The 16,323-nt window shown below is 60.4% G+C and carries 8 protein-coding genes; 6 read left to right on the top strand and 2 right to left on the bottom strand.

Features of this window, described 5'->3' with window-relative positions; all coding sequences use genetic code 11:
* Positions 1–77 precede the first annotated feature (77 nt).
* Together IMCC20628_RS10110 and hemA are read left to right on the top strand one after the other, a co-directional pair.
* Complete coding sequence (locus IMCC20628_RS10110) at positions 78–1,454, top strand: glutamine synthetase family protein (RefSeq protein ID WP_047030106.1); 1,377 nt, start codon at positions 78–80, stop codon at positions 1,452–1,454.
* A 200-nt stretch (positions 1,455–1,654) separates the two neighbouring features.
* Positions 1,655–2,872, top strand: coding sequence for a 5-aminolevulinate synthase (gene hemA, locus IMCC20628_RS10105; RefSeq protein ID WP_047030105.1), 1,218 nt, complete (start codon positions 1,655–1,657; stop codon positions 2,870–2,872).
* 218 nt (positions 2,873–3,090) lie between these two features.
* Here hemA and IMCC20628_RS10100 read toward each other — a convergent pair whose 3' ends face one another.
* Positions 3,091–3,450, bottom strand: a complete 360-nt coding sequence (locus IMCC20628_RS10100; RefSeq protein ID WP_047030104.1) for a metalloregulator ArsR/SmtB family transcription factor — start codon at positions 3,448–3,450, stop codon at positions 3,091–3,093.
* A gap of 393 nt (positions 3,451–3,843) precedes the next feature.
* Here IMCC20628_RS10100 and IMCC20628_RS10095 point away from each other — a divergent pair, with 393 nt between their 5' ends.
* The 4 genes from IMCC20628_RS10095 to IMCC20628_RS10080 all read left to right on the top strand — a co-directional run bounded on the left by IMCC20628_RS10095 (position 3,844) and on the right by IMCC20628_RS10080 (position 14,373).
* On the top strand, positions 3,844–9,297 hold the full coding sequence (locus tag IMCC20628_RS10095; RefSeq protein ID WP_047032449.1) for an alpha-2-macroglobulin family protein: 5,454 nt from the start codon (positions 3,844–3,846) through the stop codon (positions 9,295–9,297).
* Positions 9,294–11,402: a penicillin-binding protein 1C gene (gene pbpC, locus IMCC20628_RS10090; RefSeq protein ID WP_047030103.1), complete on the top strand. Its 2,109-nt coding sequence runs from the start codon at positions 9,294–9,296 to the stop codon at positions 11,400–11,402. The genes IMCC20628_RS10095 and pbpC overlap by 4 nt, the downstream gene beginning before the upstream one ends.
* Before the next feature lie 147 nt (positions 11,403–11,549).
* Positions 11,550–12,488 (top strand): Gfo/Idh/MocA family oxidoreductase, encoded by a 939-nt coding sequence (locus IMCC20628_RS10085; protein ID WP_047030102.1) that lies wholly within the window; start codon positions 11,550–11,552, stop codon positions 12,486–12,488.
* Between the two features lie 379 nt (positions 12,489–12,867).
* Positions 12,868–14,373: an aldehyde dehydrogenase (NADP(+)) gene (locus IMCC20628_RS10080; RefSeq protein WP_047030101.1), complete on the top strand. Its 1,506-nt coding sequence runs from the start codon at positions 12,868–12,870 to the stop codon at positions 14,371–14,373.
* Positions 14,374–14,839: 466 nt separating this feature from the next.
* Here the strand turns inward: IMCC20628_RS10080 and IMCC20628_RS10075 are convergent, their stop codons facing one another.
* Positions 14,840–16,303: a calcium-binding protein gene (locus IMCC20628_RS10075; RefSeq protein WP_047030100.1), complete on the bottom strand. Its 1,464-nt coding sequence runs from the start codon at positions 16,301–16,303 to the stop codon at positions 14,840–14,842.
* Positions 16,304–16,323 lie beyond the last annotated feature (20 nt).

The raw sequence follows: 16,323 nt of genomic DNA, 5'->3' as shown, positions 1-16,323 counted from the left end.
ATCCGTTACGCGTCTGATTGAACGTGGTTGGCGCAGCACGGCGGCAAACAAAAGTCCTGAAGGGGCATGGTGACATTATGCGCGAGAGCGCCAGAACGGAAAACGAACCCGCAATTCTTCCCAATAATGATGAGGCGGCACAATTTCTTGCCGAAAATCCCGACATCGAATCGGTTGATTTCCTGATCCCGGACATCAACGGCGTGATGCGCGGAAAATGGGGCCCGACCGAAGCATTGAACAAGGCCGGCAGTCCGGGCATCAACATGCCGCTGTCGATCTTCGGGCTGGATATTTGGGGCAGGGAGGTCGAATCAACCGGCATTCATATCGAGACCGGCGATACCGATGGCTATTGCCGTGCAATTCCCGGGAGAATCAACGTGGCACCCTGGGCGCCGCGCCCCTCTGCCCAAGTGCTGATGTCGATGTATACCGAAACCGGCGAGCCCTGCACATACGATCCCCGGCATGTGCTGCAAGGCATTGTCGACCGGTTCACGGCCAAAGGCCTGCGGCCGGTGACCGCGTTTGAGCTTGAGTTCTATCTGGTTGACCCGGCGGTGTTCCAGCGGTCCGGCCGCATGGGCAAGGATCTCGGACCAGGCCCCGAACAGCAGCAAATGTATTCGCTGTCCGAATTGCGCGGCCAGAGTGACCTGTTTGCCGAAATTCGCGCAGCCGCGGTGGCCCAGGGTTTGCCGATAGACACAATCATCAAGGAAGCCGCACCTGGCCAGTTCGAGGTCAACCTCAAGCATCGCGACGATGCAATGGCGGCCGCCGATGACACTGTGCTGTTGCGCCGGGTGATCACCGAATGCGCGCACAAGTTCGGACTCCGCGCCACCTTCATGGCCAAGCCGTTTCTCGAATGGCCGGGCAACGGTATGCATGTCCATGCCAGCGTTCTCGATGCAAACGGAGACAACATCTTCGCCGGAGAGGCAGGCGACGTTCTGCTTCAACATGCAGCCGCAGGGCTGTTGGCGACGCTCAAGGATACGCTGCTGCTCTATATACCCGGTTTCAACGGCTACCGCCGTCTGCAGCCCGGTTCCTATGCGCCAACCCGGATTGCCTGGGGACGTAACAACCGTTCGGTCGTGGTCCGGGTTCCTGCCTCAGAGGACAAGGCGCGGCGGCTTGAGCACCGGATGTCCGGTGCTGACGCCAATCCCTATTTTGTGCTGGCCGGTGTGCTGGGCGGAATGCTGGAAGGCATCGAGAACGGAATCATGCCGCCACCGGCGGTGGAGGGCAACGCCTATAATGTGCCGCTGCCGCAATTGTCCGACGACATGGATGACGCCATCGAGGATTTCGAGCAGTCTGACTTCGTCAGCCGCTTGTTCGGGACGGAATTGCAGAAGATTTTCGCCGATATCAAGCGAGAGGAACTCAAGGCATTCGACAACGAAATCACACCTTTGGAACGATCGACCTATCTCTGAGTTCGACCGAATAGGCGCTCCGGTCCGCTGGTGGATCAATCAACGGACTGGAGCGCATAAACCGCTACGACGATTTGACATAGGACAAGGCAAGTGTCCGGCAGGTCGTGCGACCATATGCCAGAATCGAAAATCTGTTTTTCGGGTTGACGGACAGGTTGATGTTTTGCATGTTGGAAGCGACATATAGGGTTAATGCCATGGATTTTGAAGCATTTTTCGAGGAAAAGCTGGGGGGCCTTCGTGAAGCAGGCAATTACCGGGTTTTTGCCGATATAGAGCGCCACTCAGGCGGATTCCCGCGGGCCACGCGGTATCGCGCTGATGGATCGACACAGGATGTGACGGTCTGGTGTTCCAATGATTATCTTGGCATGGGCCAGAATCCGCTGGTTACAGGCGCGATGCAGGAAGCCATCAAGCGCTGCGGCGCCGGCGCTGGCGGGACCCGCAATATTTCTGGCACGAATCACTATCATGTGGTTCTGGAGAACGAACTTGCCGATTTGCATGGCAAGGAAGACGCCCTTATTTTTACGTCGGGCTATGTGTCCAACTGGGCAGCACTTGGCACTCTGGCCAGCAAGATCCCTGGCATTATCGTTTATTCCGATGCTCTCAATCACGCCTCGATGATCGAAGGCATTCGCCACTCGCGCTGCGAAAAACGCGTGTTCAAGCACAATGATCCCGAAGACCTGCGCCGGTTGATGGCGCTGGACGATCCGGCAGCACCCAAGATGGTTGCTTTCGAAAGCGTCTATTCGATGGATGGCGACATCGCGCCTATCAGTGCTCTTTGCGACGTGGCCGATGAATTTGGCGCCATGACCTATCTCGACGAAGTCCACGCCGTTGGCATGTACGGTCCGCGCGGCGGCGGCATTGCCGAACGCGAAGGTATCATGGATCGCCTGACCGTGATCGAGGGCACGCTTGGCAAGGCCTTTGGCGTCATGGGTGGTTACATTACCGGTACGCGCGCCCTGTGTGATTTCATCCGCAGCTTTGCGTCGGGCTTCATTTTCACCACCGCCTTGCCGCCGTCGCTTGCCGCCGGTGCAGCAGCTTCGATCCGCCACCTCAAGGCGAGCCAGCTAGAGCGCCGCAGGCATCAGGACGCAGTGGCGAAGGTGCGCCGGGCGCTGGACGTCCGTGGCATTCCGCACATGCCCAATCCCAGCCACATCGTTCCGGTGCTGGTCGGCAATGCCTCGAAATGCAAGTGGATTTCCGATGTCCTGATGGACCAGCACGGGATCTATGTGCAGCCGATCAACTATCCAACGGTGCCGGTCAAGACTGAGCGCCTGCGCATCACGCCGACACCGATGCACTCCGACGGTGACATCCAGCATCTTGCCGGGGCCTTGAGCGAGTTGTGGTCGCAGTGCGCATTGGCGCGCGCGGTCGCCTGATCCCGAAATTCGGGTCCATACAATGGCAGACGAGATCATGAACCTGATCGGGGCAACTCGATCGGGTTTATTATTGGTCCAGAGTCTTTGATTTCAAATCGTCGGGAGCGCCTGATGCATGTCGCGTTCAAATGGATGCACTTGAAAGATAAGGTCCATGCATCAATTCAAAGAGTTACAGCGCGTATGTAAATGGATGCCGGCGGTGTTACGCCGTTTCACATTGGCTGATCAGCTCCGTCGCGGACAGGAGCGCAAAACAGCGTGTAAAGCGTACCGATCACCGATGAGACTTCGTGATTGAGGATCGAATAGTAGATCATCCGTCCTTCCCGTCTCGTGTCGACCAGGCCGTCGAGACGCAGACGCGCCAATTGCTGCGACACCGCAGCTTGGGGCATTGCCAGTATTTCCTCGAGTTCGGAGACGGATTTCTCGCCTTCGGCCAAAATGCACAAAATCATCAGCCGTGTTTCATGGCTCAACGACTTGAGCAGATCACTAGCCTTGCGTGCCTGGGTCAGCAGCACATTGAGTTCTTCCGCATTCATGTCGGTCTTGATATGAGGGAGTGCCATATGTTTTACTCGGTCAACTTTGTTTTATAAGGTGTCCAGGACTCATATAGGATGTTTCAGACATCCGTAAAAGGGTCGTGTTGCGTTGCCGCGATAAAGACCTCACAGACAGATGCAATGCGACGACTCGCAACAGCGCATAGAGCATTGTGAATAACCAAACCTACCTGACTTTTATCAGGTCCGGCAATATGCCGAGCCATTTTTTTGACCGCGCTTGGTCATTGTTACGGCAATCATGCGGGCCCGAGCCGAAAATCCTTGCCCATGGCCGCATTCCGGCCCTAGTCTTGCTTTGAAATTCAAGTGCCTGGTTGGCCGCGCCGCCAAAGAGCGCGCCGCTGGGCAGGAAGAATTGAAATTGCCCGCCTGATGTCGGGCTCGGGAGGTTTCATGTCTGCCATTCACCGGATCTTGCTACTCGTCTGCGCCATTGGTTTGTCGGCGCCAGTGATGGCCCAGGAGGGCTCTCGCCGCATCGAAACCACGCAGGATGCGGATTATTTCGGATATGATCTTCGGACTGTCCAGGGGATTGCACTGGAGGAATGCGAGACCATCTGTCTGGGTGACCGGCAATGCAAAGCCTTCACTTACAACGTCAAGGCCGGGTGGTGCTTTCTTAAATCCGATTACGACACGCTGAATTCCTTTACAGGCGCGGTGGCGGGCAGGGTTGTCACCGGTGCAGCCGAAACTGATCTTGGTGCAGCGCCGGACCTTGCCTTTGTGCCGGCGTCTCTGCTTGACGCGGCGCGGACCTACCGGGATCGCATCGTCGCCCGCGACAGCTCATCCGGCCAGCGTGCGACAATGCTTCTGCGCCTGGCCGAAGCCTCCATTGCCGCTGGCGACAGGGAAGGCGCTGTTCGTAATTTCGCCATCGCCGTGGCCGCCGATCCGGAGCAGAGCTCGACCTGGGCTGAACTTTCAAGAGCCGCGTCCGCCTATGCGCCGCAGGATTCCAAACTGACCCAGAGCCTGCGCTCGGTGGCCGTTTCTGCGGCGATCAATGCCTACAAGACATCGCGGACCGTTTCGGCGCGTGCTAATTCCCTTGCTGCACTGGGGGAAGCATTTGAAGGCGTCGGAAACTGGCGTCCGGCGATCTCGGCATACCGGGCAAGTCTTGAACTGCGCGAAGTGCCTGCATTGCGCTCCACCTATGCCGAATTGCGGGCCAATTACGGCTTTCGGGTGGTCGACAATTCCGTCGACGCCGACAGTGAAACGCCGCGCGTCTGCGTCCAGTTTTCGGAAAATCTTGTCAAAGGCCAGGATTACTCCCGGTTTGTCAGCATCGACGGCGCCAGTGGTGTCGCCATTGAAACCGACGACCGCCAGATCTGTGTCAACGGGCTTGAGCATGGCCAGCGCTACCGGCTGGTGTTGCGTCAGGGACTGCCGTCAGCGGTCGATGAAACACTCGAAGCGCCGGTGGAGCTGTCGCTTTACGTGCGCGACCGGTCGCCGGCAGCTCGCTTTACCGGCTCCAATTTCGTGCTTCCCGCCAAATCCCGGCTGGGCATTCCGCTTGTCACCATCAATGCGCCGTCAGCGGAGCTGAAATTGTTTCGTGTCGGCGACCGGGCGTTGTCCCGGATCATCAGCGGTTCGGATTTCCTCAACCAGCTGGACAGCTATGCGATAGAAAATATTTTGCAGGATGTCGGCTCCGCAGTCTGGGAAGGGGCAATCGATATTGCCAGCGTCTCCAATCGCGAAGTGATCACCAGCATCCCGGTTGAAACAGTGTTGCCCGAACGCGAACCGGGTGTTTATGTGCTGACCGCCGTGCCGCTGGGCGACAAGAGCGAGCACTGGGATTCCCGCGCTACGCAGTGGTTCGTGATTTCCGATATCGGGGTGACGACTTTCGCAGGAGATGACGGCCTCTCGGTGTTCCTGCGCTCGCTTGATTCAGCCGAACCTCTTGGATCAGTCAAGCTGACGCTGCTTGCGCGCAACAACGAGGTGCTGGGCGAAGCTGTCACCGATGCCGATGGCCGCGCCACCTTCCAGCCCGGCTTGATCCGCGGTCAATCCGGCCTGGCGCCTGCTGCGCTTCTGGCCAAGGGGCCGGAAGGCGACTTTGTCTTTCTCGACCTGACCCGCAGCGGCTTTGACCTCTCCGATCGCGGCGTGGCCGGCCGGGCTTCACCCGGCGGCGTCGACGTCATGGCATGGACCGAGCGCGGCATCTACCGTGCGGGTGAAACCGTTCATCTCGCGGCGTTAGCCAGGGACAGCAAGACCGAAGCTCTGGCCAATCTGCCGCTGACTGTCATCGTGCAGCGGCCCGACGGGGTCGAGGATCGCCGGGTTGTTTCGGACGGAGCAACTCTTGGCGGGCACGCACTGGCGATTGATCTTCCTGAAAATGCCATGCAGGGCGCCTGGCGGGCGGCTCTACACACCGATCCGAAGCGTCCGGCGATTGCCGAGGTCTCGTTCCTGGTCGAAGATTTTCAGCCTGACCGGATCGAGATTGAACTGGATGCCGGCGATGCTGTGGTGAGCCCGGATGCGCCGGCTCAAATCGCGGTGAAGGGCCGGTATCTTTACGGTGCACCCGCAGGCGGGCTGTCCACCGAAGGCGAGATCGTGCTGAGCCGGACCCGGTCACTTGCATCCTACCAGGGCTATGAGTTCGGGCTTGCCGACGAGGAATTCGAAAATTCACGCATTCAACTCGACACGCTGTCGCCGCTTGATCCATCAGGGGAGTCGGTCGTCGACATCGATCTGGGGCAACTGCCGGTCACAACGCAGTTTCTCAAGGCCGATGTGACCATCCGTGCTTCCGAAGGCGGCGGCCGCGCCGTGGAACGCACAGTCGAACTCAAGGTCGCCGCTGACGGACCGCGTATCGGCATCAATCCGCAATTTGATGACGGACAGGTGGCTGAAAGCAGCGAGGCCGCGTTCCAGGTGATTGCCATTGACGCCCAGGGTTCGCGCATCGCCATGCCCGGGTCGACATGGTCGCTGGTGCGCATCGAGCGGAATTATCAGTGGTACCGTCAGGGCAATTCGTGGAACTACGAAGTGGTGGATTTCACCACTGAAATCGCCGATGGCGACATTGATATTGCAGCCGAATCCGCAGCGAGCATTGCTGCCAATGTCGACTGGGGCCGCTACCGGCTTGACGTCGCCAGCGCCGATGGCGCGGAAGCCAGCGTGCTGTTTGATGCCGGCTGGCATGTAGAAGCCAAATCGACGGAAACACCGGACGGCCTTGAGATCGCACTCGACAAGGACCGCTACAGCGTTGGCGAGACGGCGCAATTGCGGATTTCGCCACGCTTTGCCGGCCAGGCGCTGATCACGGTCGGGTCTGAACGGTTGATCACCACGGTCACTGCAGCCGTCGGTGAAGATGGCGCCACAATCGCATTGCCGGTCACCGACGACTGGGGCGCGGGTGCCTATGTGACCGCCACGCTCTACCGGCCCGGAGATGAAGAATCGCGCCTGCCGATGCGCGCCATCGGGGTGAAATGGCTCAGTGTCGATCCGGGCGACCGGCAATTGTCGGTGACGCTCGATCTGCCGGAACAGACCAAGCCGCGCACGGAGTTTACGGTTCCGGTCACGCTGGCCGGTTTGCCCGCAGGTGAGGCCGCCTTTGTGACCGTTTCGGCTGTCGATGTCGGCATTCTCAACCTGACCCGCCACACAGTGGCGAACCCGGAAGACTGGTATTTTGGCCAGCGTGCGCTGGGGCTCGAAATTCGCGATATCTATGGCCGTCTTATCGACGGCTCCGCCGGGGTGACCGGCCGGGTGCGCTCGGGCGGTGACGGGCCGATGATGCGCTCGGAAGGCAGTCCATCGCGTGAAAAACTGGTGGCGTTTTTCGAAGGCCCGGTTCAGGTCGATGCCGATGGAAATGCCAGCGTGACGTTCGACATGCCGCAGTTTAACGGCACGGTCCGGGTCAATGTGGTTGCCTGGAGCAGCCGCGGGGTCGGACACGCGACCAAGGACGTCATTGTGCGCGATCCGGTGGTCATCACCGCCAGCCTGCCGCAGTTCCTGGCGCCGGGTGACCGGTCGCAAATCCTGGTGGAACTGGCCAATACCGATGGCCCGGCCGGAACCTACGGGCTCGAACTGTTCACCGCGTCCGGGCGCGTCAGCAGCGGCGATGGAATGCGACAGGATTTCACGCTGCGCAGCGGCGCCCGTAGCAGCCTTGTCATGCCTCTGGAGGGGCTTGCAAGCGGATCGGACACCATCACCATCGCGCTGACCGGCCCAGACGGGTTGGCACTTGACCGCGAAGAAATAGTGATGGTCCGACCGGCTGCGATGCCAGTGACCACAAAGCGGATCATCAGCCTTGCCGGCAATGGCGGAACGCTTCGGATTGACGGCGAATTGCTGGCCGATAGCCTGCTTGACGGTGCATCGGTGACCGTCGGCGTCACCCGCAACGCCGCCTTCGACGTGGCTTCGCTGTTGATGGCGCTTGACCGCTATCCCTATGGCTGCGCCGAGCAGACCACCAGCAGGGCCTTGCCGCTGCTGTATTTGAGCGATCTTGGCGAAAGTGGCGGCGGTGACGATGCCGACGCCATTCGTGAACGGATCGAGGGCGCGATCACCCGGCTTGTCGCCTATCAGTCGGCATCGGGCAGCTTCGGCCTCTGGGGGCCGGGTTCGGGCGATCTGTGGCTTGATGCCTATGTTACCGACTTCCTCACCCGTGCCGCCGAAAAAGGTTTCTCGGTTCCGCCGGTGGCCAGCCGTCTGGCGCTCGACAACCTGCAAAATACGTTGTCCTACACGACCGATGTTGGGTCCGATGGCAGTTCTATTGCCTATGCGCTCTATGTGCTGGCGCGCAATCGTAAGGCTGCGGTTACGGATTTGCGGTATTATTCCGACAGCCAGATCGATGAATTCGCTCAACCACTGGCCCGCGCCCAGATCGGTGCGGCCCTGTCGCTTTACGGCGATCCACAACGGGCGGAGGAAAGTTTCCGCTCGGCATTCACGCATGCCCAGTCGACGGCCAGACTGGTCGGCGGGCGCAATGATTATGGATCAGCACTTCGTGATGGCGCGGCGATGCTGGCGCTTGCGGCAGAATCCACGCCCACGCCGGGCGTTGTGCCGGAGTTGATCCGTTTTGTCAGTGACGCCAAATCGGCGCGGACTTCGACTTCCACCCAGGAAGACGCCTGGATGGTGCTTGCGGCGCGGGCGATCACCGAGGGCAACCGGTCAATATCCGTCAACGTCAATGGCCGTGTCTATGCGGGTGCCTATGATGTGCGGATGAGCGGCGAAGAGATTGGCGCCAATCCTGTAACCATCGTCAATCAGGGGCCTGATCCGGTCGATGCGGTGGTGACCACCATCGCGGCCCCCGCACAACCCTTAAGCGCCGGTGGCAACGGCTTTTCGATCAATCGGAGCTATTACACGCTGGATGGCCAACCGGCATCGATCTCCTCGGTCAATCAGAACGAGCGCTTTCTGGTCGTGCTGCAAATGCGGGAGATAAATGCCTGGCCATCGCGCGTCATTGTAACCGACCTGCTGCCGGCCGGCTTTGCAATCGACAATCCGCGTCTGGTCGGCAGTGCCGAACTCGGCAACTTCCCGTGGCTGGGTGAGACCTCGGCCAGCCATGCGGAATTTCGCACTGACCGCTTCATGGCGGCCTTCGACCGGACCGGATCATCAAACCGTGACTTTGTCGCGGCCTACGTGGTACGCGCCACCACACCCGGCATCTACGCGCAGCCGGCCGCCGTGGTCGAGGACATGTACCGTCCCGAACTCGCCGCCCGCACCGCCACCGGCGTTCTGGAGGTGCTCGGCCAGCCATGAGCAAACCACGCCGCACCGGCTCCTGGCGTCTGGCAGCGGCCGGTGCAGTGCTGTTGGCTGTGATCACCGGGCTGGCGCTGTTTGCACTGGATCGTGGCGACCAGGCCTATCCGCCACCGCTTGAGGTTGCCGGACAGGTGTCCCGCGAAGTACTTGACCGCGACAATGGCTTGCTGCGCGCCTACACCACGGACAGTGACGTCTGGCGCTTGCCGGTGAGGCTCGACCAGATCGATCCGGATTACATCAAGATGCTGATCGCCTATGAGGATCACCGCTTCCGCTCGCATCGGGGCGTCGATCCGGTGGCGCTGGCGCGCGCTGCATGGCAATTGGTGTCCAATGGACGGATTGTTTCGGGCGGTTCGACCATCACCATGCAGCTGGCGCGGCTGATTGAGCCAAGGGCCGAACGCTCGCTACAAGCCAAGCTCAGACAGGCGGTTCGGGCGCTGCAGATCGAACGGCGCATGAACAAGGACGAGATTCTCGCTCTCTATCTGACGTTGGCGCCCTATGGCGGCAACCTCGAGGGCGTGAGGGCTGCGAGCCTTGCCTGGTTTGGTCGGGAACCGAAGAAACTCACCTTGGCGCAGTCGGCACTGCTTGTGGCCTTGCCGCAATCGCCTGAATCGCGGCGACCGGACCGGCAGCACGAGCAGGCAAGGCTGGCGCGCGACCGGGTGCTCGCCCGCATGCGCGATGCCGGGCTGATTCCCGCCAGTGAAATAGACCGGGCTTCAGCGGCGCTGGTGCCGTCACGGCGGCTGGAGATGCCGGATCTGGCTGCCCATACCGCCGATCTGGCGCTGCGCATGCAACCCGATGCACGAACGATCCGCTTGACACTCGACGGAGGCATCCAGAACCGGCTCGAACAACTGGCGACGGACACTGCGGCCCGGTTGGGGCCAAAGCAGTCGCTGGCCATGGTGCTGGCTGATGGCCGAACCGGCGACATTCTCGCCTCGATCGGGTCGACCGGCCATCTTGATGCCCAGCGCTCCGGCGCCATCGACATGACCCGTGCCGTGCGGTCGCCCGGATCAACGCTCAAGCCCTTTATCTACGGCCTTGCATTCGAGGACGCGCTGATTGCACCCGAGACGATGATTGATGACACGCCTGCGGATTTTGCCGGCTACCGGCCGCGCAATTTCGACCGCGACTATATGGGCGAGGTCAGCATAAGGCAGGCGCTGCAATATTCGCTCAATGTACCTGCGGTGCGGCTTCTCGAAGCTGTCGGACCGCAACGGTTGCTGGCGCGGCTGCGGCGAGGCGGAACAGAGCTGGAATTGCCACCCGGCGGCGCGCCGGGGCTGGCGATCGGTCTTGGCGGGGCAGGGGTGAGCCTGCGCGATCTGGTTCAGCTTTATACCGCGTTCGTCAACAACGGCACCGCACGGGTGTTGCGCGACGGCTCTGTCGTCGAACTAAAGCCACCGTTCGAACATCCGGTGATGGAGCCGCAAGCAAGTTGGCGCGTTGCCGATATTTTGACAGGCGTCGGAGCGCCGCAGGGCGCGCCGCGCATCGCAATCGCCTACAAGACCGGCACATCCTATGGCTACCGCGACGCATGGGCAGTTGGCTTCGACGGACGCTATGTGCTCGGCGTCTGGGTCGGGCGCGCCGACGCCTCGCCTGTTCCCGGCCTGTCGGGCATTGCCAGTGCCGCGCCTCTGCTGTTCGAGGGCTTCGCCCGGACCGGGCGTGACCAGGTCAAGTTCCCGGCAGCGCCGCCGGGAATGATCGCGCAATCCCACGCCGAATTGCCCTTCGCGCTGAGGAAATACAAGGCGCGTGATCAGGCCGTCAGTACCGTTGCGGATGGGTCGTTGCCACCGCGGATTGTCTATCCGCCGCAGGGAGCTCGGGTGGCGTTGGGTTCAACCAGTTCGGGGTTGTTAAGGCCGCTGGTGATCAAGCTGCAGGGCGGCGCAGCTCCTTACCGGCTGATTGCCAATGGCGAGCCCTTGCCAAAACCGACGCGCCGACGTGTGCTGAACTGGATGCCTGACAGCGCCGGCGCCTCAACGCTGACGGTGATGGACGGCGAAGGTCGTGCAGCAAGCGTCAGCGTTTTCATTGATACAAACTGAGGTCGCTGGTCGGTTCAGCTACTGCGCTCATGGCCGCAAAAACCAGGTCATTCAACCGCTCTGCTGCTCAACGTTGATTTTGCGCCAAACGGCGTAGTGATCAGGCCATCGGCTTCCGTGATTCCCCTTTGGAAAGGACCCGCATTGATGTCAACCAAGATCGCCCTTGCCGGCATTGGCAAAATCGCCCGCGACCAGCATGTTCCGGCCATCACCGCGTCACCGGAATGGGAGTTGGCGGCGACCGTTTCCCGGCATGGCACTGTCGATGGCATCGAAGCATACGATGATTTTGCAGAGATGCTCGACGCCCGGCCCGATATCGGCGTGGTGTCGTTGTGCATGCCGCCGGTGCCGCGGTTTGAATATGCCAAAGCCGCGATTGCCGCCGGACGCCATGTGATGCTGGAAAAACCGCCCGGCGCGACGCTGTCGGAATGCCATGCGCTTGAAGCCATGGCCCGCACAGCCGGCGTCTCCATCTATGCGACCTGGCATTCCCGCGAAGCCGCCATGGTCGCCACCGCCAAATACTGGGTCTCAGGCAAGACCCTGCGGCGTCTTGAGGTGATCTGGAAAGAGGATGTGCGCAAATGGCATCCCGGCCAGACCTGGATCTGGCAGGCAGGTGGGCTTGGGGTGTTTGATCCGGGCAGCAATGCGCTGTCCATCGTCACGGAAATTCTCGCCGATCCGATCCACGTCTTGTCGTCGGAACTGCTGGTTCCGGAAAATTGCCAGACACCGATTGCCGCCAATATGACATTCGCGCATCCGCATGGCGCGCAAGTGAGCGCCGAATTCGATTTTCGCAAGCAAGGCGATCAGTTCTGGAACATCGAGATCGAGACCGACCAGGGCAGGCTGGTGCTGTCGGAAGGCGGTGCCACGCTGACGATCGACGGACGCAAGCAAAACACTGCCACGGACGGCAATCAACTGGTCGGCGAGTATCCGCGGCTTTACGCCAAAATGGCCAAGCTGGTGCGGGACGCGGCCATCGATATGGATCTGGCGCCATTGACCCATGTTGCCGATGCATTTCTCATGGGCAAGCGGGTGACAGTCGAACCGTTTATCGAGTGATTTGTTAGCCCACTGCGCCACGCAGTCAGGTCAACGAGCAAGCCATCTTGTCCAGTGTCGCCCCTGCTCGGACAAACGCTTCAAGATTGAATGCCCGATTGCGGACGATATGCTTGCAGCACTGGCGCAGAGGCAAAAATGTCTGCCTTTGATCATTCATCAGAACCGCAGTGTGGACTTCGGGCCGCAAAAGTGGTTTTCAGGGAGGGAGGGGTGATCGCCATCGAAATGGTGCGTCACCCGTTAAAGCCGATGTCGGACCGCCAGAAGCCGCCTGTTGCAGCTTGCGGGCGATCTTGATGTCATTGCCCTGGAATGAGGCTTATAGACAGCTCGGCTGAACCGTCTGAAACCAGATTACCAAGTGGGAATACCAAACATGATTACCGGAAAACATCTGATTGCTGGCGATTGGGTTGATGGAGACGCCAAGTTCTCGTCCGAACCGGCGCATGGCGACGCCCATGAATACTCGGTCGGCACGCCCGCCCATGTCGACGCAGCGGCAAAGGCTGCGGAAGAAGCATTCTGGAGCTTTGGCTATTCGACCCGCGCCGAACGTGCAGCGCTGCTCAATGCCATTGCTGACGAAATCGAAGCCCGCGGTGCTGAACTCACAGTCATCGGCACGCAGGAGTCGGGATTGCCGGAAGCGCGCCTGAATGGCGAGCGCGGCCGCACCACCGGCCAGTTGCGGCTGTTTGCCAGCCACATCGAAAAGGGCGACTATCTGGATCGCCGCCATGATGAAGCATTGCCCGATCGCGCACCCCTGCCACGTCCAGACCTGCGCATGATCGAACGTCCGATCGGCCCGGTTGCCGTGTTTGGCGCCTCGAATTTCCCGCTGGCCTTTTCGACTGCTGGCGGCGACACCGCAGCAGCACTGGCCGCAGGCTGCCCGGTTGTGGTCAAGGGCCATTCCGCCCATCCCGGCACCGGTGAAATCGTTGCCCAGGCCATCGATGCGGCAATCAGGAAGCTGGGCATGCACCCGGGCATCTTTTCGCTGATCCAGGGCGGCACCCGCGAAACCGGTCAAAGCCTGGTTCAGCATCCGCTGATCAAGGCCGTTGGCTTCACCGGTTCACTGGGGGGCGGACGCGCCTTGTTCGACCTCTGCGCCCAGCGCCCGGATCCGATCCCGTTCTTTGGCGAACTTGGGTCGGTCAACCCGATGTTCCTGCTGCCGCAGGCCGTCAAGGCGCGCGGCGAAGCCATCGGCAAGGGCTGGGCCGGATCGCTTAGTATGGGAGCAGGGCAGTTTTGCACCAATCCCGGTATTTCAGTCATCATTGACAGCCCCGAAGCCGACGCCTTTGTCGAAGCTTCGACGGCTGCGCTTGGATCAGTCGGCGCACAGACCATGCTGACCGATGGCATCGCAAAAGCCTACCGCTCGGGCCGCGACCGGGTTGCTGCCGCCAGCGGTGTGCAGGAACTGCTGACCTCGACCTGCGACCTGCGCAACGCCACGCCTTATCTCTTCGCCACCACCGGCAAGGACTGGCTCGACAATGAAGTGCTCGGCGAGGAAGTCTTCGGACCGCTTGGTCTTGTCGTGCGCGTTGCCGATTTTGACGAGATGGTTGCTGTGGCCAAGAGCCTGTCCGGCCAGCTTACCTGCACACTTCATATGGACGACGGCGACATCGAACAGGGCCGGGCGCTGATGCCGATCCTCGAGCGCAAGGCAGGCCGGGTCTTGGCCAATGGCTTCCCGACAGGCGTTGAGGTGGCCGATGCAATGGTGCATGGCGGACCCTATCCGGCATCGACCAATTTCGGTGCGACGTCGGTGGGCACGCTCTCGATCCGCAGGTTCCTGCGTCCGGTATGCTACCAGAATCTGCCCGAAGCCCTGTTGCCAGCCGATCTGCGATAGCGCCAACAAATGACCAGCCACGGTGACTTCAGTCGCCGTGGCTCTCACTACCCCCGCTGCCTCAAATCATTCAGACAGCGGCTCGACCATCAACTTCGCGCTGACACCCTTTAAATCACGTTGCAGCTTTTCAGGTACAGGATTCCCAGGCTTCTTGATCTGTGATTCACACTGCCGACGGAAGGAGGACCGTCATGGGCAAGCCGTATCCGGTCGAGTTGCGTGTGCTGTTTGCGCCTGCTTGACGGGCTCATCCTGCGCTCAAAAGGTGTTCATGTCCGTTCAGGACAGGTTGCTTGACCACATACCGTAACATCCGAGTTGTCCTTGACTGCAAATATCGCTTGGCCAAATACCCACGGCGTATTGCGCCGGGGCTGTCTCGCTGATTTGCATCCAGCGCGGACGTGTCCGAACGACGTAGTTATGTTGTCCCCGGAAAGTCTGTTCACCGAACGGTCAAGCCTCACAGATAGAAGAACCCGTCATCAAAGCCCAGGAACTCGATGCCCGTGAGCGTGTCAGTGCCATCGCCGCTGCCGGGACCGATCCATTCGACAGTGGTTACACCGTCAGCCGAAGTGGAGATGTTATACTGGTTCTGGTTGCCGCTGAAGAAAGCATAATCGTTGGTATCGCTGCCGCCGTCGATGCGGTCGTTGCCGCGTCCTCCGGTCAACAAGTCCCGCCCGAGGCCGCCTTGAATGTCATCGTCGCCGGAGCCGCCGTTGATCCGGTCGGCGCCTGAACGGCCAAGGATCTTGTTTGCGCCCGCTGTACCGGAAATATCATCGTCGAAAGACGTCGCGAATATGTTTTCCATCCCGGTGAAGTTCGTCACCTCGGTACCGTCACCGAGCCGGGCATACCCGGATGAACTGCGAATGGTCAGTCCCTCGCCATAACCACTGAATGACAAGGTGTCATCGCCAAGTCCGCCATGGAACTCGTCAACACCGCCGCGTGTATAGAAGACATCGGCAAAATTTCCGCCGCTGGCTTCTTCGTTTCCGGTTGTCCCAAGCAGGGTTACGCTGTTACGGGGCCCGATAACATTTTCGATGCTGGTGAAATCGACAGAGTAGTTCGTCCCCGAGGCCGTGGTCAGTGTGGCCTCCTCATTGGCAAGGTCCACCCTCCATTTCGAATTGCTGCCCGACAGGTCGACTGTGTCAAAGCCCGCGCCACCGTAAAAATCATCCACCCCGCCGCCGCCGATCAGTATATCGTCGCCGTTGCCGCCATCAAGACTATTTGAATATGCAGTCCCCCGGATCGTGTCATTGCCGCCCGAGCCGATGACGTTTTCGATGGCGGTGATCGTCTCTGTGGTCCCGCCCGAGAGCGTCGTGGCGGTTCCTGCATCCAGATCAATCATCCAGCCCGCCGCCCCGATGAAGCTAACCGTGTCAGAGCCTGTCCCGCCATCATAGCTGTCGATCCCGGCGCCGCCGATCAGCATGTCGTCGCCGCTGGACCCGATAAGGCGGTTGGCACCCGACGTACCGGTGATGTGATCGCCACCAGCCGAGCCGATGACATTCTCGATGCTGGTCAGGGACTCAACAATAGAGCCGACGCTTGCCGTTCCTGCGCCGAGGTCAACGGTCCACCCTACATTGCCACTGAACCGAACAGTATCGCTGCCTGCACCGCCGTCGTGAGCGTCGATTCCGTAGCCACCAATCAGCAAATCATCGCCGCCACCACCATTGAGATCATTCGCAGTGGTGGTGCCCCGGATCGTGTCGTTTCCGTCTGATCCGATGACGTTCTCTATCGAGGTGAGCGTCTCGGTAGTACCTCCAGACAGAGTCGTGGCGGTTCCGGCGGCGAGATCTATATCCCACCCAGCCGATCCAATGAAGTTGACTGTGTCACTTCCCGTCCCGCCATCATAGCTGTCGATCCCGGCGCCGCCGATCAGCATTGTCCGTCGTCAGATAAAAT

Source organism: Hoeflea sp. IMCC20628, assembly GCF_001011155.1.
In the GTDB taxonomy this organism is placed as follows: Bacteria; Pseudomonadota; Alphaproteobacteria; order Rhizobiales; family Rhizobiaceae; genus Hoeflea.
This window is presented reverse-complemented; position numbering and strand designations above follow the sequence as displayed.

Coding starts and splice junctions, on each gene's coding strand:
- IMCC20628_RS10095 (WP_047032449.1), top strand. CDS start 3,844: ATGTCTGCCATTCACCGGATCTTGCTACTCGTCTGCGCCATTGGTTTG.
- IMCC20628_RS10085 (WP_047030102.1), top strand. CDS start 11,550: ATGTCAACCAAGATCGCCCTTGCCGGCATTGGCAAAATCGCCCGCGAC.
- hemA (WP_047030105.1), top strand. CDS start 1,655: ATGGATTTTGAAGCATTTTTCGAGGAAAAGCTGGGGGGCCTTCGTGAA.
- IMCC20628_RS10100 (WP_047030104.1), bottom strand. CDS start 3,450: ATGGCACTCCCTCATATCAAGACCGACATGAATGCGGAAGAACTCAAT.
- pbpC (WP_047030103.1), top strand. CDS start 9,294: ATGAGCAAACCACGCCGCACCGGCTCCTGGCGTCTGGCAGCGGCCGGT.
- IMCC20628_RS10075 (WP_047030100.1), bottom strand. CDS start 16,303: ATGCTGATCGGCGGCGCCGGGATCGACAGCTATGATGGCGGGACGGGA.
- IMCC20628_RS10080 (WP_047030101.1), top strand. CDS start 12,868: ATGATTACCGGAAAACATCTGATTGCTGGCGATTGGGTTGATGGAGAC.
- IMCC20628_RS10110 (WP_047030106.1), top strand. CDS start 78: ATGCGCGAGAGCGCCAGAACGGAAAACGAACCCGCAATTCTTCCCAAT.